6 protein-coding genes and 2 pseudogenes are annotated in these 26,156 nt (G+C 69.7%); 5 read left to right on the top strand and 3 right to left on the bottom strand.

Going from position 1 to position 26,156, the window contains the following annotated elements; translation table 11 throughout:
- The 4 genes and pseudogenes from ABD798_RS22330 (at nucleotide 1) to ABD798_RS22345 (ending at nucleotide 21,645) form a co-directional block, all read left to right on the top strand.
- Nucleotides 1-4,878: a type I polyketide synthase gene (locus tag ABD798_RS22330; RefSeq protein WP_344877882.1), complete on the top strand. Its 4,878-nt coding sequence runs from the start codon at nucleotides 1-3 to the stop codon at nucleotides 4,876-4,878.
- Nucleotides 4,879-4,900: 22 nt separating this feature from the next.
- Nucleotides 4,901-14,800: pseudogene (locus ABD798_RS22335) on the top strand (type I polyketide synthase); the annotation flags it as partial.
- Nucleotides 14,801-14,821: 21 nt separating this feature from the next.
- Nucleotides 14,822-20,863: pseudogene (locus tag ABD798_RS22340) on the top strand (type I polyketide synthase); the annotation flags it as partial.
- Nucleotides 20,864-20,874: 11 nt separating this feature from the next.
- A complete protein-coding gene (locus ABD798_RS22345; RefSeq protein ID WP_344877888.1) occupies nucleotides 20,875-21,645 on the top strand; it encodes a thioesterase II family protein in 771 nt (256 codons plus the stop codon).
- A 290-nt stretch (nucleotides 21,646-21,935) separates the two neighbouring features.
- Here the strand turns inward: ABD798_RS22345 and ABD798_RS22350 are convergent, their stop codons facing one another.
- A complete protein-coding gene (locus ABD798_RS22350) occupies nucleotides 21,936-23,123 on the bottom strand; it encodes a macrolide family glycosyltransferase (RefSeq protein WP_344877890.1) in 1,188 nt (395 codons plus the stop codon).
- 374 nt (nucleotides 23,124-23,497) lie between these two features.
- On the opposite strand from ABD798_RS22350, the gene ABD798_RS22355 reads away from it, so the two are divergent.
- Entirely contained in the window at nucleotides 23,498-23,671 is a 174-nt protein-coding gene (locus ABD798_RS22355) for a hypothetical protein (RefSeq protein ID WP_344877892.1), read from the top strand.
- Between the two features lie 584 nt (nucleotides 23,672-24,255).
- Here the strand turns inward: ABD798_RS22355 and ABD798_RS22360 are convergent.
- Both ABD798_RS22360 and ABD798_RS22365 read right to left on the bottom strand, forming a co-directional pair.
- A complete protein-coding gene (locus ABD798_RS22360) occupies nucleotides 24,256-25,023 on the bottom strand; it encodes a choice-of-anchor P family protein (RefSeq protein WP_344877894.1) in 768 nt (255 codons plus the stop codon).
- A gap of 100 nt (nucleotides 25,024-25,123) precedes the next feature.
- A complete protein-coding gene (locus ABD798_RS22365; RefSeq protein WP_344877896.1) occupies nucleotides 25,124-25,912 on the bottom strand; it encodes a L,D-transpeptidase family protein in 789 nt (262 codons plus the stop codon).
- Between the last annotated feature and the right edge of the window lie 244 nt (nucleotides 25,913-26,156).

Raw genomic sequence — 26,156 nt, forward strand, 5'->3', positions numbered from 1 at the left:
GTGGACAACAACGAGGCGAAGCTCCGCGACTACCTCAAGCGGGCCACGACGGACCTGCGCGCGGTGAAGCGCAGGTTGCGCGAGGTCGAGGAGCAGGCGGCGGAGCCGATCGCCATCGTGGGCATGGCCTGCCGGTTCCCCGGCGGTGTGCGCGGGCCCGACGACCTGTGGGCCGCCGTAGCCGAGGGGCGCGACCTGATGGGCCCGTTCCCGGGCGACCGCGGCTGGGACCTGGACTCCCTCTACGACCCCACCGGCGAGCGCCGCAACAGCAGCTACGTCAACGAAGGCGCGTTCCTGGAGGGCGTGGCGCTCTTCGACGCCGGGTTCTTCGGCATCTCCCCGCGTGAAGCGCTCGCGATGGACCCGCAGCAGCGACTGCTGCTGGAGACCGCCTGGGAGGGCTTCGAGCGCGCGGGCATCGACCCCGCCTCGCTTCGCGGCAGCCAGACCGGCGTCTACCTCGGCGCCACCGACCACGACTACGGCCGCGGCATGACCGAGCTGCCCGAGGAGCTCGAAGGCAATGTGATGATCGGCCGCTCCGGCGCGATCTCCTCCGGCCGCATCGCCTACTTCCTCGGCCTGCACGGGCCCGCCGTCACGATCGACACCATGTGCTCGTCGTCGTTGGTGGCGCTGCACATGGCCTGCGAGGGCCTGCGCCGCGGCGACTGCTCGATGGCGGTCACGGGCGGCACCACGGTCTTGTCAACCCCAGAGGGGTACACCGAGTTCAGCCGTCAGGGCGCGCTGGCCAAGGACGGGCGCTGCAAGGCGTTCTCCGCCGCCGCCGACGGGACCGGCTGGGCCGAGGGCGTCGGCGTGCTCGTCGTGGAGCGCCTCTCCGACGCGCAGCGCAACGGGCACAACGTCCTCGCGGTCGTGCGCGGCTCGGCGATCAACCAGGACGGCGCGTCCAACGGCCTCACCGCCCCCAACGGCACCGCGCAGCGCAAGGTCATCCAGCAGGCGCTGACCAACGCGCGCATCTCCGCCGACGAGGTCGACGCCGTCGAAGCGCACGGCACCGGCACCACGCTCGGCGACCCCATCGAGGCGCACGCGCTGCTCGCCACCTACGGCCAGAAGCGCGAAACCCCGCTGTGGCTGGGCTCCCTGAAGTCCAACCTCGGGCACGCCGCCGCCGCTGCCGGGGTCGCCGGTGTGATCAAGATGGTCATGGCTCTCCAGAACGGCCTGCTGCCCAAGACGCTGCACGTCGACGAGCCCTCGCCGAAGATCGACTGGTCGGCGGGCGCCGTGTCGCTGCTGACCGAGGCCCGCGACTGGGCCCGCAACGGTCACCCCCGCCGAGCCGGTGTCTCCGCGTTCGGCGCGAGTGGCACCAACGCACACGTCATCCTCGAAGAGACTCCCGAAGCCCCTGAGCCGGAGGACGCCGTCGAGGAAACCGCGCCGGAGGTGAAGGTGAGCACTGGCGCCCTGCCGTGGGTCCTGTCCGCGCGCACCGCCGACGCACTCCGCGCTCAGGCCCGCAGACTGAGATCCACTGTGGACGGAGAAGTGCCTGAGGTCGGGTACTCGCTGGCCAAGACCCGCTCCACCTTCGAGCACCGCGCGGTGATCATCGGATCGGACCGCGAGGAGATGCTGGCCGGGCTCGACGCGGTGGCGCTCGGCGAGGAGCGGGACAACGTGGTGCGCGGCCTTTCCTCCGACCTCGGCAAGTCGGTCTTCGTCTTCCCCGGTCAGGGCGCTCAGTGGGCGGGAATGGCCGTGGAGCTGCTGGAGACCTCGCCGGTGTTCGCGGCGCGCATCCAGGAGTGCCACGACGCGTTGGCTTCACACACCGACTGGTCGCTGCTGGATGTGTTGCAGGGCAACGACACCGCATGGCTTGAGCGCGTCGACATGGTTCAGCCCGCGCTGTGGGCGGTCATGGTCTCCCTCGCGTCGTTGTGGCGGGCCTCGGGCGTCGAGCCGTCCGCCGTGATCGGCCACTCCCAGGGCGAGATCGCCGCCGCGGTCGTCGCCGGAGCACTGTCCATTGAGGACGGCGCGCGCGTCGTGGCTCTGCGCAGCAAGGCGATCCGCGCCATCGCCGGTGTCGGCGGGATGATGTCGGTCCAGCTGCCCCGCGAGCAGGCTCTCGCGCACGTGACCGAAGGCCTGTCGCTCGCGGCCGTCAACGGCTCCGGCTCCGTGGTGATCTCCGGCGACAACCAGGCTCTGGACGCGCTCCAGGCCAAGCTCGAAGGCCAGGACGTCCGCGTTCGCCGGGTGCCGGTGGACTACGCCTCGCACTCCGCGCACGTGGAGAAGATCCACGCCGAGCTGCTCGACGTGCTCGGCCCGATCGCGCCGAAGGCCAGCGGGATCCCGTTCTACTCCACCGTTCTCGGCGAGCAGATCGACACCACGACGGTGGACGCCGAGTACTGGTACCGCAACCTGCGTCAGACCGTGGAGCTGGAGAAGACCACGCGCCTGCTCGTCGAGCACGGCCACGACGTCTTCATCGAGGTCAGCCCGCACTCCGTGTTGCTGCCCGCGCTGGGGGAGACCCTGGACGCGCTCGGCCGCGACGGTGCGACGGTCGGCTCACTGCGCCGCGACCAGGGCGGCATGGACCGCTTCCTCGCCTCGGCCGCCGAGCTGCACACCAAGGGTGGCACCGTCGCGTGGACCTCGGTCTTCGCGGGGCTCGGCGCGACCGTGATCGACCTGCCGACCTACGCCTTTCAGCGCCGCCGCTACTGGCTCGAAGCCCCGGAGAAGCCGGTCGAGCAGGCCGTTGCCGCGGATTCCGGGCTGGACAACGACTTCTGGCGGGCCATCGAGCAGGGCGACGTGTCCGCGCTGGCCAGCACCGTCGGCTTCGACACCGACAAGCCGCTGAGCGCGCTGCTGCCCGACCTCGCGGGCTGGCGCTCGAAGCGACGCGAACAGTCCATTGTGGACTCCTGGCGCTACCGCGTGGACTGGGCGCCGATCGACGAGCCCGCTCCGGCGAAGCTCGACGGCACGTGGCTCGTCATCGTCCCGGTCGACGCGGGCTACGACGCACTCCGTGCTCGCGTCCGCGCGACCGTTGAGCAGCACGGCGGCAAGCCCGTTGTGTTGGAGCTGGCCGAAGGTGACACCGACCGCGAGCTGCTGGCCAAGCGGCTGCGGGACATCAACGGCCCGCTGCGCGGAGTCCTGTCGCTGCTCGGCCTCGACCAGCGGTGGCACGTCGAGCACCGCGGCCTGCCGAACGGGCTCGCCTCCACGCTCGCGCTGATCCAAGCCTTGGGCGACGCGGAGATCGACGCTCCACTGTGGCTGATCACCAGCGGCAGCGAGCAGAGCCCCGCGCAGGCGGCGGTCTGGGGTCTCGGCCGCGTCGCGGCGCTGGAGTTCTCGCAGCGGTGGGGCGGCATGGTCGACGTGCCGCAGAACCTCGATGAGGCCGCCGTCAACCGCCTTGCCGGAGTCCTTGCGGGACACGGTGATGAGGACCAGGTCGCCATCCGCACGAGCGGGCTGTTCGCGCGCAGGCTCGTGCGGGTGGCGAGCGAGAACGTGCAGCCGACCTGGAAGCCGCAGAGCTGCGTGCTGCTGACCGGCGGCACCGGCGGCGTCGGCGCGCAGATCGCCCGCTGGCTGGCCAAGAACCGCGCCCGCCGCCTCGTGCTGACCAGCCGTCGCGGCATGGACGCCCCCGGCGCCCGCGAACTCGTCGCGGAGCTGGCCGAGCTGGGCACCGAAGCCATCGTCGTGGCGTGCGACGTCGGCGACGAGCAGGCGCTGATCGAACTCAAGCGCCGCATGGAGACCGACGGCTGGCCGATCACCTCGGTCATGCACATCGCCGGGGCGGGTGTCCTCAACGGACTGTCCGCCACCGACCTGGACGAGTTCGCCGACACCGCCTACGCGAAGATCGCCGGAGCCGCCGTGCTCGACGCGGTCTTCGACACCGACGAGGTCGCCGAGTTCATCCTGTTCTCCTCGATCTCCGCCGTGTGGGGCTCCGGCGACCACGGCGCCTACGCGGCGGCCAACGCCTACCTCGACGGCCTCGCGGAGTCGCGGCGCGGTCGCGGGCGCCCGGCGCTGTCGCTCGTCTGGGGCATCTGGGACCCGGAGGAGGGCGGCGGCATGGCGGCCAACCTCGTCGAGCAGGCACTGCGCGACCGAGGCATCCCGTTCATGAACCCCCGCCTGGCGATCGATGGATTCCACCGCGTGCTCAGCGATTCCACGCGCGCGGTCGAGGTTGTTGCCGAAGTCGACTGGTCGAAGTTCGTTCCGGTGTTCACCGCCGGGCGACCGAGCCCCTTGCTGGAGACCGTTCCCGAGGTCCGCGCGGCCTTGCAGAAGGAACAGGCCGCCGCCGCGAAGGTCAGCGACGGCGAGGCTTCGCTCAAGGACAAGCTCGCCGCGCTCAGCCCCGCCGAGCGGTCGCTGACCATCGCATCCGTTGTGCGCACACAGGTCGCGGCCTCGCTGAAGTACCCGGGGCCGGAGGCCGTGGAGACCTCGCGGGCGTTCCGTGAGCTGGGCTTCGACTCGCTGACCGCCGTCGATCTGCGCAACCGCCTCGGTGAGGCAACGGGCCTGCGCCTGCCGGTGACGATCGTCTTCGACCACCCCAACGTGGTCGAACTCGCGAAGCACGTGGAGAAGCAGCTGGTCCCGGCCGCCGAAGACCCGCTTGCGGGGTCGAGCATTGGCTCAGGAGCGGCGTCCTCAGCAGTCAGCGAGACGTCGGCGCTGTTCTCCAAGATCCCGATGGACAAGCTGCGCGAGGCCGGGTTGCTGGACACGTTGCTGCGCTTGGCGAACGGCACCGAGGACGAGCCGGAGAACGACATCGACGACATGGACGTCAGCGCCCTGGTCGCCATGGCCCTCGAAACCGACAACTAGTTCGGAGCGGATGATGTCGGACTCGAACCAGCAGGTCGTCAACGCGCTGCGCGCCTCCCTCAAGGAGACCGAGCGGCTGCGCAAGGCCAACCAGCAGCTCACCGCCGCCTCCCGCGAGCCGATCGCGATCGTGGCGATGAGCTGCCGGTACCCGGGCGGGGTCGCCTCGCCGGAGGACCTGTGGGACGTCGTCGCCGAGGGCCGCGACGTGGTGGGCTCCTTCCCGGCCAACCGCGGCTGGGACCTGGACGCCATGTACGACCCGGACCCGGACGTGCAGGGCACCTGCTACACGACGCAGGGCGGTTTCCTCTACGAGGCGGACCGCTTCGACCCGGCGTTCTTCGGGATCTCCCCGCGCGAGGCCGCGACCATGGACCCGCAGCAGCGGTTGCTGCTGGAGACCTCGTGGGAGGTCTTCGAGCGCGCGGGCCTGACTCCCCAGGCGCTCAAGGGAACCCCGACCGGCGTGTTCGTCGGCGCGGCCTACCAGGGCTACGGTGAGAGCTGGCGCGACGCGCCCGACGGCCTCCAGGGGCACCTCGTCACCGGCATGTCCACGAGCATCATTTCCGGCCGGATCGCTTACACACTGGGACTTGAAGGCCCGGCGGTCACCATCGACACCGCCTGCTCGTCCTCGCTCGTCGCGATCCACATGGCGATTCAGGCTCTGCGCCAAGGAGATTGCTCGCTCGCGGTCGCCGGTGGTGCCGCGATCATCTCCGCGCCCATCTCGCTCGTCGGCTTCGCACGGCAGCGCGGGCTCGCCGAAGACGGCCGCGGCAAGGCTTTCGGCGCGGGCGCGGACGGCATGGGCCTCGGCGAGGGCGCGGCGGTCATCCTGCTGGAGCGCCTTTCCGACGCCGAGCGCAACGGGCACAAGGTGCTCGCGGTCATCAAGGGCAGCGCGCTCAACCAGGACGGCGCCTCCAACGGCCTCGCCGCGCCGAGCGGTCCCGCGCAACGCAAGGTGATCAACGCGGCGCTGGCCAACGCACAGCTGAAGCACGAGCAGATCGACATGGTCGAGACGCACGGCACCGGCACCAAGCTCGGCGACCCGATCGAAGCCCACGCGCTGCTGGAGACCTACGGCCAGGCCCGCGCCGACGACCGTCCACTGTGGATCGGATCGGTCAAGACCAACATCGCGCACGCGCAGGCCGCCTCTGGTGTGGCCGGCGTGATCAAGACGGTGATGGCCTTGCGGCACGGTGTTCTGCCGAAGACCCTGCATGCCGAGGAGCTGTCCCCGTTCATCGACTGGGAGACCGGTAACGTCGAGGTCCTGCGTGAGCAGCGCGAGTGGCCCGCAACCGGTGCGCCTCGCCGCGCGGCCGTTTCGTCCTTCGGTCTCAGCGGCACCAACGCGCACGTGATCTTGGAGCAGGCGCCTGCGGCTCCTGAGGAATCGCACGAGCGGAATGAGCCCTCGCACACGCCGTGGCTGCTCTCGGCGCGCAGCGAGGCGGCTCTGCGCGAGCAAGCTCAGCGCCTCCGCGAGCACATCGAGAACAACCCGGGAATCAAGCCCCTGGACATCGCGTTCTCGCTCGCGACCACCCGCGCTCGCTTCGAGAATCGCGCGGTAGTGCTGGGCAAGACCGAGGCCGATCTACTGTCCTCTTTGGACGCTCTGGCCAAGGGTGAGCCCGCCGGGTCCGTGGTGCGCGGCGCGGTCACCGACATCAACCGCACGGTCTTCGTCTTCCCCGGCCAGGGTTCGCAGTGGGCTGGCATGGCCAACTCGCTGCTGAGCACTTCGCCGGTGTTCGCCGCGCGGATGCGGGAGTGCCACGACGCGCTCGCGCCGTTCACCGACTGGCGCCTGCTGGACACTTTGGACGGTGACGACGCTTCGTGGATGGAGCGCGTCGACATCGTTCAGCCGGTGCTCTGGGCGGTTATGATCTCTCTCGCCGCGCTGTGGCAGTCCCACGGCGTCCAGCCCTCGGCAGTCGTCGGCCACTCGCAGGGCGAGATCGCGGCGGCCGTCGTCGCGGGCGCACTGTCCATTGAGGACGGTGCTCGTGTCGTGGCTCTGCGCAGCAAGACCATCAGCGCCATCGCGGGTCGCGGCGGCATGATGTCGGTTGCCCTGTCGCGCACCGATGTGCAGCCGTGGTTGGACCGGCCGGGCATCTCACTCGCCGCAGTCAACGGCGCGAACTCCGTTGTGGTGTCGGGCGAAACCTCCGCGCTGGACGAGCTTCAGGCTGCCCTTGAGGCTGCTGACATCCGCGTTCGCCGAGTGAACGTGGACTACGCGTCGCACTCCGCCCACGTCGAAGAGATCCGCGACCAGATTCTTGAGGTCCTAGCGCCGGTCTCCCCGCGCACGCCGGAGATCCCCGTCTACTCCACGGTGACCCGCGAGGTGATCGCCGGGCCGGAGATGGGCGCGGACTACTGGTACCGCAGCCTCCGCCAGACCGTGGAGCTGGAGGACATCACCCGCCTGCTCATCGAGCACGGTCACGAGGCGTTCGTCGAGACCAGCGCCCACCCCGTGCTCCTGCCTGCGATCCAGGAGACCCTGTTCACCACGGACAAGGGCTCCTCGTCGGTCGTCGTCGGTTCGTTGCGCCGTGATGAGGGCGGCTTCGACCGGTTCCTGACGTCGCTGAGCGAGCTGTACGTGCGCGGCGGCTCGGTGGACTTCGACCCGATCTTCGAGGGCAGCCTCGCGCGCAAGGTGGAGCTGCCGACCTACGCCTTCCAGCGGCAGAACTACTGGATGGAGTCCTCCGCCACTGTTTCCGCAGTGTCCTCAGCTCCGGATGATGACTTCTGGTCCGCTGTGGAGACCGAAGACCTGCATGCTCTCGCCTCCACTTTGGGCATCGAGGCCGAGGACTCGCTGGGCGCACTGCTCCCGGTGCTGGCGAAGTGGCGCAAGGCGAAGCAGGAATCGTCCACTGTGGACGCGCTTCGCTACAAGGTGACCTGGGAACCGGTGGCCGACACCACGCCCGCGCCGACTGGCACCTGGCTGGCGGTCGTTCCGGCCGGACACCGCAGCGACGTGCTCGACGCCACGGTGATCACCCTCGAACTCGACACCGCCGACATCGACCGCGCGCGCCTGACCTCGCGGATCGCCGAGCTGTCCGAGCTGTCCGAAGTGGACGGCGTGATCTCCCTGCTGGCGTTGGACGAGCGCCCGCACTCCGCCTCTGGCCAGACCGTTGGCATGGCGCTCACCGTCGCATTGACGCAGGCTCTCGGTGACGCTGGAGTGGAAGCGCCACTGTGGCTGGCGACTCGTGGAGCCGTTGCGGTCTCGCGTGCTGACCGCGTCGCCAACCCCGGCCAAGCCGCGATCTGGGGCCTCGGCCGCATCGCCGCGCTGGAGTACCCGCACCGCTTCGGCGGCGTCGTCGACCTCCCGGAAAGCCTTGACGCACGGGCACTTCGCCGCGTCACCTCGCTCGTCACCACCGGCGCCGAGCCGGAGTGCGCGGTCCGGTCGTCCGGCACCTTCGCTCGCCGGCTGGTCCGCCACGCGGGCACTGGCGGAGAGCAGTGGACCGCGCGCGGGACAGTCCTGGTCACAGGCGGCACGGGCGGTCTCGCGAAGCACGTGGGCCGCTGGCTCGCGGGCAACGGCGCCGAGCACTTGGTGCTGACCAGCCGTCGTGGCGCCGATGCGCCCGGAGCCGCTGAGCTGGCCGACGAGCTGCGCGAACTCGGCGTTGAGGTCACGATCGCCGCGTGCGACGTGTCCGACCGGGACGCGCTGAAGACCCTCATCGACGGCCTGGCCGACCTGCGCGCCGTGGTGCACACCGCTGGCGTGCTGGACGACGGCCTGATCGACACGCTCACGCCGGATCGCACGGACACCGTGTTCGCGCCCAAGGTCGCCGCCGCGCAGAACCTGCACGAGCTGACCTCGGGCCTCGACGCGTTCGTGCTGTTCTCCTCCTTCGCCGGTACGGCAGGCGGTTCTGGCCAGGGAAGCTACGCAGCGGCTAACGCCTACCTCGATGCGCTCGCACTTCAGCGGCGCTCCGACGGCCTGCCCGCGACCTCGATCGCCTGGGGCGCTTGGGCTGGCGGAGGACTTGTCGACGCGGCCACCGCAGAGCGGTTGCGGCGCGGCGGAATCCCCGCGATGCAGCCGGAGATCGCGATCGCGGCGATGCAGCGCACTCTGGACGAGGACGGCACCTGCGTCGCGGTCGTGGACATCGACTGGCCGACGCTCGCGCAGAACTCCCCGGCCGTGAAAACCAACCCCGTCTTCGGCGACCTGGCCGAGATCAAGGCAGTCCCGCAGGCCGCCGACGCGCCAAGCGCTGAGGGTTGGGGCGGACTGTCCGAAGAGGACCGTCGCAAGGCACTGATCGACGTGGTCGCCGGGCAGGTGGCCGCCGTGCTCGGCTACGCGGGCGGCGACCAGATCGAGCCCGCGAAGGCGTTCCGAGACCTCGGGTTCGACTCGCTGACCGCCGTGGACCTGCGCAACCGGATCGCCGAGGCCACCGGGCTGCGCCTGCCGGTCACGCTGGTCTTCGACTATCCGACCGTCACGGTGCTGGCCGAGCACCTGGCTTCGCAGCTCGGCGGGACCACCGTCGAGACCGCGGCTCCTGTCGCCGTCGGGAACACCGACGAGCCGATCGCGATCGTGGCGCTGAGCTGCCGTTACCCCGGTGGCGCGAGCACTCCCGAGAAGTTCTGGGAGCTGCTGGTCGAAGGCCGTGACGCCGTGGGCGAGTACCCGAGCGACCGTGGTTGGGACCTCGAAGGCCGCTACGACCCGGACGCCGACAAGCCCGGCACCTTCTACGCCACCGGCGGCGGATTCCTGCACGACGCGGCGAACTTCGACCCGGCGTTCTTCGGCATCAGCCCCCGCGAGGCGCTGGCGATCGACCCGCAGCAGCGGCTCCTGCTCGAAACCGCCTGGGAGAGCTTCGAGCGCGCGGGCATCGACCCGACGTCGGTCAAGGGCAGCCGGGGCGGCGTGTTCATCGGCGCCAGCTACAACGACTACGGCTCGCGCTTCGACACGGCGCCCCCGGAGTTCGAGGGCTACCTCGCCCTCGGCAGCTCCAGCAGCGTCGCGTCGGGCCGCCTCTCCTACACCTTCGGGCTAGAAGGCCCGGCGGTCACCGTGGACACCGCGTGCTCGTCCTCGCTGGTGGCGCTGCACCTCGCCGCGAAGGCGCTGCGCAACAACGAGTGCGACTCCGCGCTCGCGGGCGGCGTCGTCGTCATGTCCACAATGGACAGCTTCATCGAGTTCTCCCGCCAGCGCGCGATGTCGCCGGACGGTCGCTGCAAGGCGTTCTCCGACAAGGCCGACGGCGCAGGGTGGTCCGAGGGCGTCGGCATGCTCCTGCTGATGCGGCTCTCCGACGCGCAGCGCGACGGCCACCCCGTCCTCGCCGTGCTCAAGGGCACCGCGATCAACCAAGACGGCGCCTCCAACGGCCTCACCGCCCCGAACGGCCCGGCTCAGCAGCGGGTCATCCGCGCCGCACTGGCCGACGCGGGCCTGACGCCGCAGGAAGTCGACGCTGTTGAGGCGCACGGCACCGGCACCTCGCTCGGCGACCCGATCGAAGCGCAGGCGCTGTTCGCCACTTACGGTCAGAGTCGCGAGAAGCCGTTGTGGCTCGGCGCTCTGAAGTCCAACATCGGTCACACGCAGGCGGCCTCGGGCATCGCCGGTGTGATCAAGATGGTGCTCTCGTTGCAGAACGGCCTCCTGCCGCGAACCCTGCACGCGGAGACGCCGTCGCCGCACATCGACTGGTCCGCCGGTGAGGTCGCGTTGCTGACCGAAGCCGTGGAGTGGGAGCGCAACGGCCACCCCCGCGCCGCCGGCATCTCCGCCTTCGGTGTCAGCGGTACCAACGCCCACGTGATTCTCCAGGAAGCCCCTGAGGTGGTGGAGGAAGACCGTGTCGCGCCCGAACTCCCTGCTACGCCGTGGGTTCTCTCCGCCCGGAGCAGCGCGGCACTGCGCGGCCAGGCCGAACAGCTCCTGGCTCACGTCGACGCTCCGCTGGTCGACACAGCCTTCTCGCTGGTGACCAGTCGGTCCACTTCGGACTATCGCGCGGTGATCGTCGGCCAGGACCTCGCGGCGATGCGTGCTGGCCTGGCCTCCCTCGCGGAGGGCAGTGAAGCCCGTGGAGTCGTGAGCGGCCTCGCGGGGAACAGCCGCAGTGCCGTGATGTTCACCGGCCAGGGCTCGCAGCGCGAGGGCATGGGACGCGAGCTGTACGAAGCGTTCCCGGTCTACGCCTCGGCTTTCGACGCGGTGTGCGCGCACCTCGAAGCCCACTTGGACCGCCCGATCCGCGACGTGATCTTCGACGGCGAGGGGCTCGACGAGACCGGCTACACGCAGCCCGCGCTGTTCGCGGTCGAGGTCGCGCTGTACCGGCTCGCGGAGAGCTTCGGCGTCCGCCCCGACTACCTCGTCGGCCACTCGATCGGCGAGCTGGCCGCCGCGCACGTCGCCGGAGTGCTGTCGCTGGCCGACGCCGCCAAGCTCGTCGCCGCGCGCGGTCGCCTCATGCAGGCGCTGCCCACCGGCGGCGCGATGGTGTCGCTCCAGGCCGCTGAAGCCGATGTGCTGCCGCTGCTGAACTCCGAGGTCTCCATCGCGGCGCTCAACGGTCCACTGTCGACGGTCATCGCCGGAGCTGAAGAGGCCGTGCTCGCGGTCGCCGAGGCCAGCGGTGTGAAGACCAAGCGCCTCGCGGTGTCGCACGCGTTCCACTCGCCGCTGATGGAGCCGATGCTCGCGGAATTCCGCAAGGTCGCCGAGTCGATCAGCTACGAGAAGCCGAGACTGTCCATTGTGTCCAATCTGACCGGCGGGTTGGTCGAAGAGATCGACGCCGACTACTGGGTCCGCCACGTGCGCGAGGCGGTGCGTTTCCAGGACGGCATCCGCTGGCTGGAGAACAACGGCGTCGGCACCTTCGTGGAGCTGGGCCCCGGCGGAGTGCTCGCGTCGATGGCGCGGGACTGCCTTGAGCGCGAAGCGGTTCTGGCTCCGTGCCTGCGCAAGGACCGCCCGGAAACGGAGTCGTTCCTGACCGCGCTCGCGGAGCTGCACGTGCGCGGTGCCGCGATCGATTGGACCCCGCTCTTCGAAGGCGCACGCCGCGTCGACCTGCCGACCTACGCCTTCCAGCGTCAGCGCTACTGGCTGGACGCGTCGCAGCAGACCGCCGATGTGGCCAGCGTCGGCCTCAACACGACCGAGCACCCATTGCTCGGCGCGGTCACCGAGCTCGCGGACAGTGAGGGCTACCTCTTCACCGGCACGATCTCCGCGAAGACGCATCCTTGGCTGCTCGATCACGCGGTCGCGGGCTCGGTTCTCTTCCCCGGCACGGGTTTCCTGGAGCTGGCCCTTCACGTGGCGGCCGAGGTCGGCAGCCCGGTCGTCGACGAGCTGACCCTCGAAGCACCGCTTGTGCTGCTGGACAAGGGTTCTGTGACCCTCCAGCTCTCTGTGAGCGCGTCGGACGAGAACGGCAACCGCTCGCTGGCTGTGCACTCGCAGTCCGGCGACACCTGGCTTCGCCACGGCACCGGGACATTGACCGGGTCCTCCGAGGAAGCCGAGCGGATGACCGGCGCGTGGCCCCCGGCGAACGCGGAGAAGCTCGACACCGACGGCCTCTACGACCGGATGCTTGAAGGCGGCTTCGGCTACGGGCCGACCTTCCAGGGCCTCAAGGCGGCGTGGCGGGACGGCTCCGACATCGTCGGCGAGGTCGCGCTTCCCGAGGACCAGCGCTCGGCGGCGGCGAAGTTCGGCCTGCACCCGGCGCTGCTCGACGCGGCCCTGCACACGCTCGCGTTCGGTGGGCTCGAAGGACTGGAGGGCGGCCTGATGCCGTTCTCCTGGACCGGAGTCTCGCTGCACGCCGTTGGAGCCCGCGAGCTGCGCGTGCGGATCACGCCCAACGGCAAGGAATCCGTGCGCGTCGAGGTCACCGACCAGACCGGGCAGCCGGTTGCTTCGGTGGAGTCCCTCGTGCTCCGCCCGGTCTCCAAGGACAGCATCAAGGCGGCTTCGGCCGGTGACGGCTCGGCCCTGTACACCGTGGGCTGGACCGAACTGTCCACTTCGGACGATGTGACCACCGGCGAATGGGTCTTCCTCGGCGACGAGGCGCACCCGGCGGTCCAGGCGCTGCGCACCAGCGGCGTCAAGATCACCGCGAGTCCCAGCATCTCCGCGCTCACCACGATCCCCGAGGTCGTGCTGGCCCCGCGCGCCGTCTCCGCCACCGGGAACCTTCCGGAGCAGGTGCGCGCCGAGGCGCACGCGGCGCTCGCCCTGGCCCAGGAATGGCTGCGCGAGGACCGTTTCGCCGGATCGAAGCTCGTGTTCCTCACCGAGGACGCCGACTCGCTGGCCCAGGCCGCGGTATGGGGTCTGATCCGCTCGGCCAGCAACGAGAACCCGGACCGCTTCGCGCTCGTCGACACCGACGGCACGGACGCCTCGCACTCCGCGCTGCCGATCGCCTTGGCTGCCGACGAACCGCAGTTGCGGGTGCGCGACGGCAAGATCTTCGCGGCGCGGGTGGCCAGGGCCGCAGAGGTCCCTGCCACGAGGGAGATCGACTCCAACGGGACCGTTCTCGTCACCGGCGCGACGGGCATGCTCGGCCAGCTGGTCGCGCGGAACCTGGTCACTGTGCAGCAGGTCAAGCACCTCGTGCTGGTGGGCCGTCGCGGGCTCAACGCACCTGGCGCGACCGAACTCCGGGACGAACTGACCGACCTCGGCGCCGAAGTCTCAGTCGTGGCCTGCGATGTCTCCGACCCCGAAGCCGTCGCCGTTGTGCTGAAGGAAGTTTCGGCCGACCACCCGCTCACGGCAGTGATCCACACCGCCGGAGTGCTCGACGACGGCGTGTTCGACTCGCTGACGCCGGAGCGGATCGACACCGTGTTCCGCGCCAAGGTCGACGCGGCCGTGAACCTCTACGAGCTGGTCAAGGACATCGACCTCGCCGCGTTCGTGCTGTTCTCCTCGATCGCGGGCGTGGTCGGTGGTGCCGGCCAGGCGAACTACGCCGCCGCCAACGGATTCCTGGACGCCTACGCGCAGAGCTTGCGCGCCAAGGGTTTCCCGGCCCAGTCGCACGCGTGGGGCCTGTGGGCGGAGCGCAGCGGCATGACCGGCAAGCTCGACTCCGCCGACATGCAGCGCGCCGCGCGTTCCGGCATCGCGCCGATGACCACGGACGAAGCGCTCGGGCTGTTCGACGCCGCCCTGCGCTCCGGCCACGGCGCGGTGATCCCGGCCCGGCTCGACCCGACCGCGCTCAAGGCCGAAGCCGCCAGCGGCTCCATCCAGCCGGTGTTCCGGGGCCTGGTGCGGACCCCGGCGAAGCGCGCGGCGGCTTCCACCGCGACCACGTCGGCCGGGCTCGCCGAGCGACTGTCCGGTTTGGACAGTGACGAGAAGGCCCAGGTGCTGCTCGACCTGGTGCAGAACACGGCGGCGGCGGTGCTCGGCTACTCCGACGCGAACGGCATCGACGCCGAACGCGGCCTGCTGGAGCTGGGCTTCGACTCGCTGACCGCCGTCGAACTGCGCAACCGGCTCAGCAAAGCCACTTCGCTGCGCCTGCCGGTGACGCTGCTCTTCGACTACCCGACTTCGACGGCGATCGCGGGTTACCTCGGTACGCAGATCAAGACCACCGAGGTCGACCCGGCCCAGCAGAGCCTCGCCGAGCTGGACAAGGTCGCGCGTGGGTTGGGCCGGATCGCCTCGGACGACAAGGCGAAAGCCAAGGTGGCGGCGCGGTTGCAGGAACTCCTCGGTGTGCTCGGGGTGGAGACCGACGCGGTGTCCACGCGGCTGTCCGAGGCCAGCGACGACGACATCTTTGACTTCATCGACAACGAGCTGGGTCTGTGAGGCGGTAGCGCGGTGAGTGAGGACAAGCTCCGGGATTACTTGAAGCGGGTCACGGCCGACCTGCACCGCACTCGGCAGCGGCTCCAGTCCTTCGAGGAGCCGGTGGCGATCGTGGGCATGGCCTGCCGTTACCCCGGCGGGGTGAGCACGCCGGAACAGCTCTGGGAGCTGGTCGCCTCGGGCACCGACGCGATCAACGACTTCCCCGACGACCGGGGTTGGGACCTGGAAGCCCTGTACAACCCCGATCCCGACGTGCCGGGCACCTCCTACGCCCGCGAGGGCGGCTTCATCGACGACGCCGACCACTTCGACGCGGCGTTCTTCGGGATCTCCCCGCGCGAGGCCGTCGCGATGGACCCGCAGCAACGCCTGCTGCTGGAGACCGCGTGGGAGGCCTTGGAGCGCACGGGAATCGACCCGAGTTCGCTCAAGGGCAGCCGCACCGGTGTCTTCGCGGGCGTCATGTACCAGGACTACAGCCGCCGCCTGACCACCGTCCCCGACGACGTCGAGGGCTACCTCGGCGCGGGGAACTCCGGCAGCATCGCCTCCGGCCGGATCGCCTACATCCTCGGCCTCGAAGGCCCTGCGGTCACCGTTGACACGGCGTGTTCGTCGTCCTTGGTCGCTCTGCACCTGGCCGCGCGTTCCCTGCGGCACAACGAGTGCGACCTCGCGCTGGTCGGCGGCTCGATGGTCATGTCGACCCCGGTCGCGTTCGTGGACTTCGCCCGGCAGCGCGGCCTCGCCCCTGACGGCCGCTGCAAGGCCTACGCCGACTCGGCCGACGGCACGGGTTGGGGCGAGGGCGTCGGCATGATCGCCGTCGAGCGCCTCTCCGACGCGCAGCGCAACGGCCACAAGGTCCTCGCGATCGTCAAGGGTTCCGCGATGAACCAGGACGGCGCTTCCAGTGGTCTCACCGCGCCCAACGGCCCGTCGCAGGAGCGCGTCATCCGCGCCGCGCTGGCCAACGCGCGCCTCCAGGCCGATGAGGTCGACCTTGTCGAGGGCCACGGCACCGGCACTTCGCTCGGCGACCCCATTGAGGCTCAGGCGCTGCTGAACACCTACGGCCAGGAGCGGGACACACCGTTGTGGCTGGGCTCGCTGAAGTCCAACATCGGTCACACCCAGGCGGCTGCGGGCGTCGGTGGCGTGATCAAGATGGTCATGGCGCTGCGCAACGGCGTGATGCCCAAGACCCTGCACGCCGACACCGCTTCGTCCAATGTGGACTGGACGGTCGGTGCCGTCTCCCTGCTCACCGAAGCCCGTGACTGGCCGCGCGGCGAGAACCCCCGCCGTGGTGCGATCTCGTCCTTCGGCTTCTCCGGCACCAACGCGCACGTGATCTTGGAGGAAGCTCCTCCCGTTGAGCCCGCGCCGGTCGAGGTCACCGCCTCGGTTCCGGTCGTGCCCCTGGTGGTCTCCGGCAAGACGCCCGACGCCTTGGAGGCTCAGGTCTCCCGGGTGGAGTCCGTTGAAGCGTCTACTGTGGACATCGCGCACTCGCTGGTGACCACGCGCTCGGCCTTCGAGTACCGCTCGGTGCTCCTCGGCTCGAACCGCGTCACCGGCCGTGCCACCGGCGGCAAGACAGCCTTCCAGTTCACCGGCCAGGGTGCTCAGCGCATCGGCATGGGCCAGCAGCTCCACAAGGCTTTCCCCGCCTACGCCAAGGCTTTCGACGAGGTCGCGGCCAAGCTCGACAAGCACCTTGCCCGGCCCATCGCCGACGTGATCGCCGACGGCGATGGCCTGGACCGCACCGAGTACACGCAGCCCGCGCTGTTCGCTGTCGAGGTCGCGCTGTTCCGCCTGGTCACCAGCTGGGGCGTGAAGCCGGACTTCCTGATCGGCCACTCCATCGGCGAGCTGGCCGCCGCCCACGTCGCCGGAGCACTGTCCCTTGAGGACGCTGCCGCGCTGGTCACCGCACGCGCCAGGCTGATGCAGTCCGCGCCTTCAGGTGGTGCGATGGTCTCAGTCCGCGCCGCCGAGGACGTGGTCACGCCGCACCTCAACGACCGCGTCGACATCGCGGCCGTCAACGGGCCCGAGGCCACGGTCATCGCCGGTGACGCCGACGAGGTCCTGAAGATCGCGGCGGCCCTGGAAGCCGAGGGCGTCAAGACCAAGCAGCTCAAGGTCAGCCATGCCTTCCACTCCCCGCACATGGCCGGGATCTTGGAGGAGTTCCGCAAGGTCGCGTCCTCGATCTCCTACGCAGCGCCGAAGATCCCGGTGATCTCCAACCTCGATGGCCAGCGCGTGAGCGCCTACACCGCCGACTACTGGGTCGACCACATCCGCGGGGCCGTGCGTTTCCGAGACGGCATCAGCACCCTGGAAAGCCTTGGTGTGATGCGGTTCCTGGAACTCGGCCCGGACGGTGTGCTGACCGCCGCCGCTGCCGAGTCCCTTGCCGACACCACGACCCTGGTGTCCGCGCAGCGCCGCGACCGCGATGAAGTGGACACGCTGCTCGCCGCCGTCGCCGGGATCTACACCTCCGGCGGCCAGGTGAAGTGGACGGAGTACCTCGCGGGAACCGGCGGTTCGCGCATCGACCTGCCGACCTACGCTTTCCAGCGCGAGAAGTACTGGCTCGACGCGGTCGCCGAAGCTGGCGATGTCGAGAGCGCTGGCCAGCGCGGCGCCGAACACCCGCTGCTCGGTGCGATCGTGGACCTGCCCGACTCCGACGGCATGGTGTTCACCGGTCGCCTGTCCGCGCAGACCCACCCCTGGCTGGTCGACCACGCGGTCGGCGGCACGATCCTGTTCCCCGGAACAGGTTTCCTGGAGCTGGCCATCCGCGCTGGCGATGAGGTCGGTTGCGACCGCGTCGAAGACCTGACGTTGCAGGCGCCCCTCACACTGTCCACAAAGGGCGGTGTGTCGTTCCAGGTCAGCGTCGGCGCTCCGGACGACTCCGGCGCGCGCGAGCTGAACGTCTACTCCCACAACGGTGAGGAGTGGGTCTGCCACGCCACCGGCACGCTTTCCGTTGGTGCGACTGAACCCACGCCGACGCTGACCGCATGGCCGCCCGCCGACGCCGAAGAGCTTGAGGTCGAAGACCTGTACGAGCGCTTCGCCAGCAACGGTTTCGCGTACGGCCCGGCTTTCCAAGGCGTGCGCGCCGCCTGGGCGAAGGGCGACGAGGTGTACGCCGAAGTCGCTCTGCCGACGAAGCAGCGCGAGGACGCCGCGTCCTTCGGCCTGCACCCGGCGTTGCTCGACGCGGCCCTGCACCCGATTGCGCTCGGGGCTTCGCTGCTCGACCCGGGCGAGGACCCGACCCGTGGACGCCTTCCGTTCTCGTGGACCGGAGTGAGCCTGCACGCGTCCGGCGCCGAGGAGGTCCGCGTGCGCCTCGCACGCGCCAGCGGTGACTCGGTCACGCTGACCATCGCCGACGCCGAGGGCAACCCCGTCGCTGACGTGGAAGCGTTGGTGCTGCGGCAGATGGCGGCGGCGACCACCACTCCGGCCGCCGCGCCGACCAACCTGCACGAGTCGCTGTTCCGGCTCGACTGGAACGCGATCCCGGTCGGCTCCACGCCGCTTCGCCGCGCAGGTCTCGTCGGCCTGGACGAGCTGAAGATCACCGAAGCCCTGGACAGCGCGGGCGTGCACGTCGAGTCCTACGCGGACCTCGATTCCCTCGCCGGAGCGATCTCCACCGGCACCTCTCCGCCCGGCGTGGTCCTTGTCCCTTGTGGACAGATCTCCGGGAGCGTCCCCGCAGCCGCGCGTACGACCACTGCGGCTGCTCTGGAGCTTGTGCAGCAGTGGTTCGCCGATGACCGCTACAGCGACTCGCGGCTGGTCTTCGTCACCCAGGGCGCTGTTCAAGCCACCGAGGACGACGAGGTCACCGACCTGGCGAACTCCGCTCTGTGGGGCCTCTTGCGGTCCGCGCAGTCGGAGATGCCGGACCGCATCGGCCTCGTGGACATCGACGACGACCCCACGAGCCACAACTCGCTCGCCACGATCCTCGCGATCGCCGAACCGCAGCTCGCCGTGCGCGCGGCCGTCCCTCACACGCCGCGTCTGGCTCGCATCGCGGTCCCCGACAACCTGTCTGCGGTTGAGTTTCCGGCCGACGGCACGGTGCTGATCACCGGTGCGACCGGCTCGCTCGGCAAGGCGCTCGCGAAGCACCTCGTCACCGAGCACGGCGTGAAGCACCTCGTGCTCACCAGTCGCAGGGGTCTCGCCGCCGAAGGCGCCGAGCAGTTCCGGGATTCCCTTGCTGCTCAAGGTGTCTCGGTTTCCGTTGAGGCGTGCGACGCAGCTGATCGGGATGCTTTGGCCGCACTGATCAACGGCTTGGACAGGCCGTTGGCGGCGGTCGTGCACACCGCTGGCGTGCTCGACGACGGCACGATGGCGTCGCTGACCCCGGAGCGCATCGACACGGTGCTGAAGCCGAAGGTCGACGCCGTGGTCAACCTGCACGAGCTGACCAAGGACATGGACCTCGCCGCGTTCGTGCTGTTCTCCTCCGCCGCTGGTGTGCTCGGCGGCGCGGGGCAGGGCAACTACGCGGCGGCGAACACCTTCCTCGACACTTTCGCGCAGAGTCTGCGCAAGCAGGGGCGCCCCGTGATCTCGCTGGCGTGGGGCGTGTGGGCGAGCGAAGGCAGCATGGCGGACACGGGCCGAAGCAACCGCTCCGGCATCGCTCCGTTGTCCACCACACAAGGGCTTTCGCTGTTCGACACCGCGCTCTCGCTGGGCGAAGGCGTCGTCATCCCGATGCGCCTGGACATGAACTCGTTGCGCGCCAACGCGGCTTCGGGCTCCGCGCCGTTGCTGTTGCGCGGCTTGGTGAAGGTTCCGGCTCGCCGTGCTGCGAAGGCCCGTGCTGCCTCCGGTGGTGGCCTCGCGCAGAAGCTGGCTTCTCTCCCTGAGGAGCAGCGCCTCAGTACCGTCTTGGACGTGGTGCGAGAGCACGTCGCCACGGTGCTCGGCCACGCCGACGCTTCGGCGATCAGCGCGGACCACGCGTTCGTCGACTCCGGCTTCGACTCGCTGACCGCCGTGGAGCTGCGCAACCGCCTGGCCACCGCGACCGGCCTGCGGCTGCCCGCGACGCTCGTCTTCGACCACGCCGACCCTGCCGCCCTGGCCGCACATTTGCTGGGAGAGCTGGGGAACGTGGCTCCGACCTCGGACGCCGTCGCCGCACCGTCCACTAAGGACACGGGCGGGACGACGCTGATGTCGCTCTACCTTGAGGCTTTCCAGACCGGCAAGTGGGCGGAGATCTTCGAACTGCTCCGCGCCGCCGCCGCGCTGCGCCCGAGCTTCACCGGCTCCGACGACCTGGACAAGCTCCAGCAGATGCCCAAGCCCGTGCTGCTCTCGCGCGGTGAGGCCGAGAAGAAGATCTACTGCTTCTCCTCCTGCCTCGCGGTCGCCGGTATCCACCAGTACGCGCGCTTCGCCGCGAGTTTCCGGGGCCAGCGCAACGTTTCCGCGCTCGCCGTGCCCGGCTTCAACCGCGGCGAGAGCCTCCCGGTCGACATCGCCGCCGTGATCCAGGCGCAGGCCGAGGCCGTCCGCCGCGACGCCGACGGCGCTCCGATCGTGCTCCTGGGCTCGTCGGCGGGCGGCTGGTTCGCGCACGCCGCGGCCGGCTACCTGGAAAGCGTGGGGGAGCGGCCCGCCGGTGTCGTGCTCGTCGACACCTACACGCCGAAGAGCAACCTCATCAACCAGTTCGGACTGTCCCTTATGGACGGAATGGTCGAGCGCGAAGGCGTCTTCGTCACCATGGACGACGCCCGACTGTCGGCAATGGGTTGGTATCTCACACTTTTCGGCAAGTGGGGTCCGGACGAGATCGACACGCGTACGCTCTTGGTGCGCGCGACCGAACCGCTGTCGCAGGGTTCGATGCGCGCGCTCGGTGAGGACTGGCGCTCCTTCTGGGAGTACCCGCACGACGTGGTCGACGTGCCGGGCAACCACTTCTCGATGCTGGAGGAGTACTCCAGCCAGACCGCGTCGGCGATCAGCGACTGGATCGACGGCCTCTGAAGGGACGAGCAATGCTGGAGCTTTCTCCGGAACTGTCGCTGTGGTTCCGCAGGTTCCACCAGCCCGCGGACGGTGCGCCGGTGCTGGTGTGCTTCCCGCACGCGGGTGGATCGGCGAGCTACTTCTACAAGCTCTCCGAGGCGCTCGCGCCCGAGATCGACGTCTTGGCGGTGCAGTACCCCGGCCGCCAGGACCGGCGCGCGGAACGCTGCGTCGACAACGTGGTGACGCTCGCCGAACAGGTCGTCTCAGCGATCCTGCCGCTGCGCGATCAGCGCCCGTTGACCTTCTTCGGCCACAGCATGGGCGCCACCGTCGGCTTCGAGGTCGCGCGCCGCCTTGAGCACTCGCGCGGCCTGCCCATCGAGCGGTTCCTCGTCTCCGCCCGGTGCGCGCCGTCGTTGCACCGCAGCGCCGACATCCACAAGCGCGACGACGACGGCATCATCGCCGAGATCGCGCGGCTCAGCGGCACCGAGTCCGCCCTGCTCGGCGACGAAGAGCTGCTGCGCATGGTGCTCCCGTCCATCCGCAACGACTACAAGGCCGCCGAGACCTACGCCTACCGCCCCGGCGAGCCCTTGAGTTCCCCCATCGTCGGCCTCTGCGGCGACTCCGACCCGCGCGTCTCCCCCGCCGACCTGGACGGCTGGGCCACCCACACCACCGCCCCCTACACCGCGCAGACCTTCCCCGGCGGCCACTTCTACTTCGGCGACACCCCCACCCCCCTGGCCACCGAAATCCGCACCCACCTCCTCACCCCCGCCCTTAAGCCCTGAACGACCCGTTCAGTGAGTTGAACGCACCAAACGACCCGTTCAGCGCGCTCAGCGCACCAAACGGGCCGTTGGGGATTGCGGCGGTGGTGGGCCTCCGGCGTGGGGCGTCTCGTGAAGCCGACCGCATGGGCGCAGGGGAGTGTGCTGGTCTTCAAGTACGGCGAACCCCCCGTCACGGAGGTCAGTAACCGCCGCAAACCCGTGGTGGCTTCGGGGTTTGCGGCGGTTAGCGATGATCAGCAGCGGGGTTCGCGGGTCTTGAAGACTGGCGAACCCCTGTGGGGCGCGAGCTAGGGGGTGCCGACGATCTCTTCGATGATCTTGACGGCGGCGATGGTGCCCCCGGCCTCGTCGAGCTCCTTCTTGAAGGTCACCAGGCTGTCCTTGACGCTCTGGTCCTTGGGCACCTCGTCGATGAGCTTCTTCAGCGCGTCCACGGTGACCTTGTCGGCGGGCAGGTGACGGCCGATGTTCACCGCCTCCATGCGGTCGGCGGTCGCGCTCTGCTCCACCATCTGCGGCACCGCGATCATCGGGACGCCGAAGTGCACGGCCTCCATGACGCTGGTGATGCCCGCGTGGTTGATGAACAGATCGGTGTGCGGGAGGATCGCCATCTGCGGCACCGCGTTGTGGACCTCGAAGTTCTCCGGGATCTCACCGAGCAGCGAGCGGTCGACGCGCTCGCTGACCACCAGCACGACGTGCCAGTCGGTCCCGCTGAACGCCTTGATCACGTCGACGAAGAACTCCGGCCGCGCCGTGTAGATCGTGCCGAGGGACACCAGGCACACCGGCTTGCCCGAGGCGGGCGGCTGCCACTCGCCCTGGCTGGAGCGCTCGGCCAGGCACGGGCCGATGAAGTGGAAGTCCTCGCCGAAGCTCTCCTGCGCGAACTGGAACGAGCGCGGCATGAACACCAGCTGCCCGACCACGCCGGTGCCGGTGCCGTCGGCCAGCTCGGCCATGGTCAGCCCGGCCTTCTTCGCCATCCGGTGCATGCCCGCCGCGAACCGCCACAACCGCAGGTCGAGCGGGTTCGGCTTGATGTAGTTGTTGGTCAGCGCCCAGGTGTCGTTGGAGACGAAGGTCGTCCAGTCCGGCATGCACGGGACGTCGAGCTCCTTGGCGATCAACCGCCCCCACCACCCGGCGATCCCGTCGAAGACGACCAGGTCGGGCTTGTTCTCGCGGTAGAACGGCAGCAGCTTCGGCACCTGCTGGCGGGTCTCGTTGAGGTTCGCCATCAGCCCGCGCGAGAGGTCGACGCCGGTCAGCTTGAACGGCTTGTCCGGCGGCGGCGCCACGGTGGTCTCGAACAGCACGACCTCGGCGCCGGCCTCGGCCACCCGGTCCGCGTAGGTCGTGGTGGTGGCGTAGGTGACCCGGTGGCCACGAGCCGTCAGCTCGGCGACCATGCCCAGGGTGGGGTTGATGTGCCCCGCGGCGGACGGCGGGAAGAAGGCGATGTGAGCCATTGTGGCGGGCGACCCTTCTAGCGTGAGAAGCCGACTGCTCGCTCGGCACTCATGAAGCTACTATTCGAGGAATGCCCCGCAACCCCTAAACACGGGGCGGGACGGGCCGTGACGGTGAGTCATACCCACTATCTTTTATCCCACTCCGCCCGGATGTCCGATTCTGCCTCCTGACAGTTGTCACGGGCAGCTCGTGACAGGAGGCCTAGGTGGTCAGCCGGGCTCAGGGGCAGTCTGGTGCCATGACCACGGCAGCCCCCGCCCCGGCGGGGAACGGTCATCGCCCGAATTGCCCGAAGGCCACCCCGGTCAATGGGTAAAAGGCTCGAACACTCCGGGATCGGAATATCGAGCGCCAGCACCGAGGAGGAACAATGTCGAAGCCGGACAAGAACAAGCAGATTCTGGTCATGTCGATCGCCGCGATCATCGGTGGCGTCATCGGCGGGCTCTGCGGGCTGTTCGTGCTCAACCCGGGCATCCTCATCCCGATCGGTGTCGTGATCGGCATCGCCGTCAGCCTGCCGATGGTCAACAGCAAGACCTGACCGTCGGCAGCCGGAGCCGCCCCGAACCCCCAGCGCGGGCGGCCCCGGCACCCGGTCCGGCGACGACGCCCTGCGTCGCCGGACCACCAGCCGCCGGGCGGGGACCGTTCCAGTCGGTCCCCGCCCGGCCCCTTTTCTGTTGCCCCACAACCCATCCACCCCCGCATCCCATCGCGCACGGCCTTCCCGTTTCCTGAGTTGAGCACGGAACGGGTACGCCGTGCCCGGCGGACGTTGAGGGGCACGGGGGCGAGCGGTGCGGCCGATGAGCGTGCGCGCCTGCTGAGCAGAGAACCCCCCAACCCACCCCAGCGCCTGGCACTCCGCCACCCCTGCCCACCACACTGGGACATCGGGGGACCCCGGAACCGGGCGAAAGCCACCCTCGCCCGCACCACGCGCCGCTGACCGAGGCCCTCCCCGCCCGCCAATGCCGCGTTTGGTCCGCTCAACTCCCTGAATGACTCATTCAGGACGCTCAAGTACCTCAATGAGTCATTCAGCGCGTTCGACCACGGCGTGCTCGGGACGTGCCGGTGCCCCCGGCCGAGGAGGCCGGGGGCACCGGGGATGAGGCTGGGAGATCAGCCGGTCACGTCGAGCTGGGCCGGAGCCGGGACCGGGCGCGGGGCCACGCCGCCGTTGCCGCCGGAGCTCGCCGTGGTGGTCGAGGTACCGGAGCCGGGCGAGGTGGAGGTGGGGGTGCCGGGCTTGCTGGTGGAGGTGGAGGGCTTGGTGGTGGAGGTGCCACCGTCGCCGCCGTCCTTGCCGGCCGCGCAGGTCGCGGACGCCACGGTGATCTTCTGCAGCTCGGAGATCTTGATCGAGATCGCGTTGACCGTGGTGGTCCCGTTCTTGTTCTTCACCTGCTCGTTGAGCATGACCTTGGCCAGGCCGGGCACCTCGATGCCGGTGTTGGCGGGCACCGCGACGTCGAGCGGCTTGCCGAGCAGCTTGGCGCCGACCAGCGAGGAGGACACGCCGGTCTTGTCGCACTTGGCGGTGATGACCTGCGCGTTGAGCAGCTGGCTGCCGCCGAGCTTGAGCTCCTTGAGCAGGTCCAAGCCCAGGTCGACGGACAGGTTGACGACGGTGGCCTTGGCGTTGTGCTTGCCCGCCTCCGCCTCCAGCGCCTTGACCTGAACAGACTTCGCGGGGATCTCGACGACCTTCTTGTGGTCGTAGCCGTTCTTGCCGTTCACCTGCGGCAGCGGGTCGATGTTGATGAGGCCCTTCGCGGAGAGCGCGAACGCCTCGCCCGCGACGGAGGGGGTCGCGGACGCGGCGGGGGCGGCGACGAGTCCTGCTGCGGCGAGCGCGGCGAGCGCGCCCAGGATCTTCTTGCTGGACAAGGAAAAACCTTTCAAAGGGAGGAGGGTGCGGTGTGGCCAGGGCCGGGTGCTGGCGGTGCGTCCCCGACGCGACCCGGCCACCGACCGGGAGGGGAGAGGCTCAGGTGATGGAGATGACCGTGCCCAGGGGCAGGTCCATCAGCTTGGTCAGCGTCTCCGGGGTGACCCGGATGCAACCGTCGCTGGTGCTCTTGCCGATGTGCTCGTTGGTCGGCCAGGTGTGCAGCGCGACGGTGCCGGGCCCGCCGCCGAAGGTCTCGTGCGAGTCGGAGTGCGCGGACAGCGGCAGCACGTACTTGCTGTAGGTGTTCTTGGTCTCCTCGATGGAGGCCATCAGGTAGTGCCTGCCCTTGGGCGTGGGGAACTCGGCCTTGCCGATGCCCACCTTGTGGGTGCCCTGCGACTTGCCGTCCTTGAAGATCTCCAGCGTGTAGCCGGCCAGGTTCACGGTGACGGTGTAGGGGTTGGTCGCGGACTCGGTGGCGCCGGGGGTGTGGATCCACCCGGCCAGGCCGTTGGGCCGCGCGGGCAGCAGCACCTGGGCCCAGTCGCCCTGCTCGGCGATGGCGGGGACCCACGTCGGCGAGCCGACCTGGACGGTCGGGAGCTTGCCGAAGGGCTTGCCGCCGGGCTTGTCGTAGACCGGCAGCTCCTTGGTGACCTTGAAGACCTTGGTGGTGGCCTTGGCGGCCGGAGCCGGGTCCAGCGGCGCGTTCTCGATCTTGCCGAAGGTGTTCAGGTCGGGCAGCACGGCCGTCTCGGCGGTGCCCAGTTCGGCAGGGGCGGCCTGGGCCGGGGCCTCAGCGGAGCAGCCGGTGGTGAGAAGGGAGAGGCTCACGAGGCCGATCAGGGCGGACAGCACCGTGCGGGAGGAGGCGGTTGTTGCCATCGGAAACCTTGACTCCGGGAATGTCTGGTTGCGGGCGGGGGACGCGGTTGTGCCGCACCGGGTCGTCGCGAATGCGACGGTGTTTCGGCTCTGCCCGAAGGCGTCCACGCGGGAACCGAGCACCGGGCCGGGTGGGCCTCTCGGTTGGCGGAGCCAGGATTCGGGCGAGCCGGAAAGCGTGACCGGGCGTTGTCGGGGGAAGAACAACCGCTGGTCGTGAAACCAAGACTGTGCGGCAACTTCC

This window comes from Allokutzneria multivorans (genome assembly GCF_039537405.1).
In the GTDB taxonomy this organism is placed as follows: Bacteria; Actinomycetota; Actinomycetes; order Mycobacteriales; family Pseudonocardiaceae; genus Allokutzneria; species Allokutzneria multivorans.

Coding starts and splice junctions, on each gene's coding strand:
- ABD798_RS22345 (WP_344877888.1), top strand. CDS start 20,875: ATGCTGGAGCTTTCTCCGGAACTGTCGCTGTGGTTCCGCAGGTTCCAC.
- ABD798_RS22355 (WP_344877892.1), top strand. CDS start 23,498: ATGTCGAAGCCGGACAAGAACAAGCAGATTCTGGTCATGTCGATCGCC.
- ABD798_RS22365 (WP_344877896.1), bottom strand. CDS start 25,912: ATGGCAACAACCGCCTCCTCCCGCACGGTGCTGTCCGCCCTGATCGGC.
- ABD798_RS22350 (WP_344877890.1), bottom strand. CDS start 23,123: ATGGCTCACATCGCCTTCTTCCCGCCGTCCGCCGCGGGGCACATCAAC.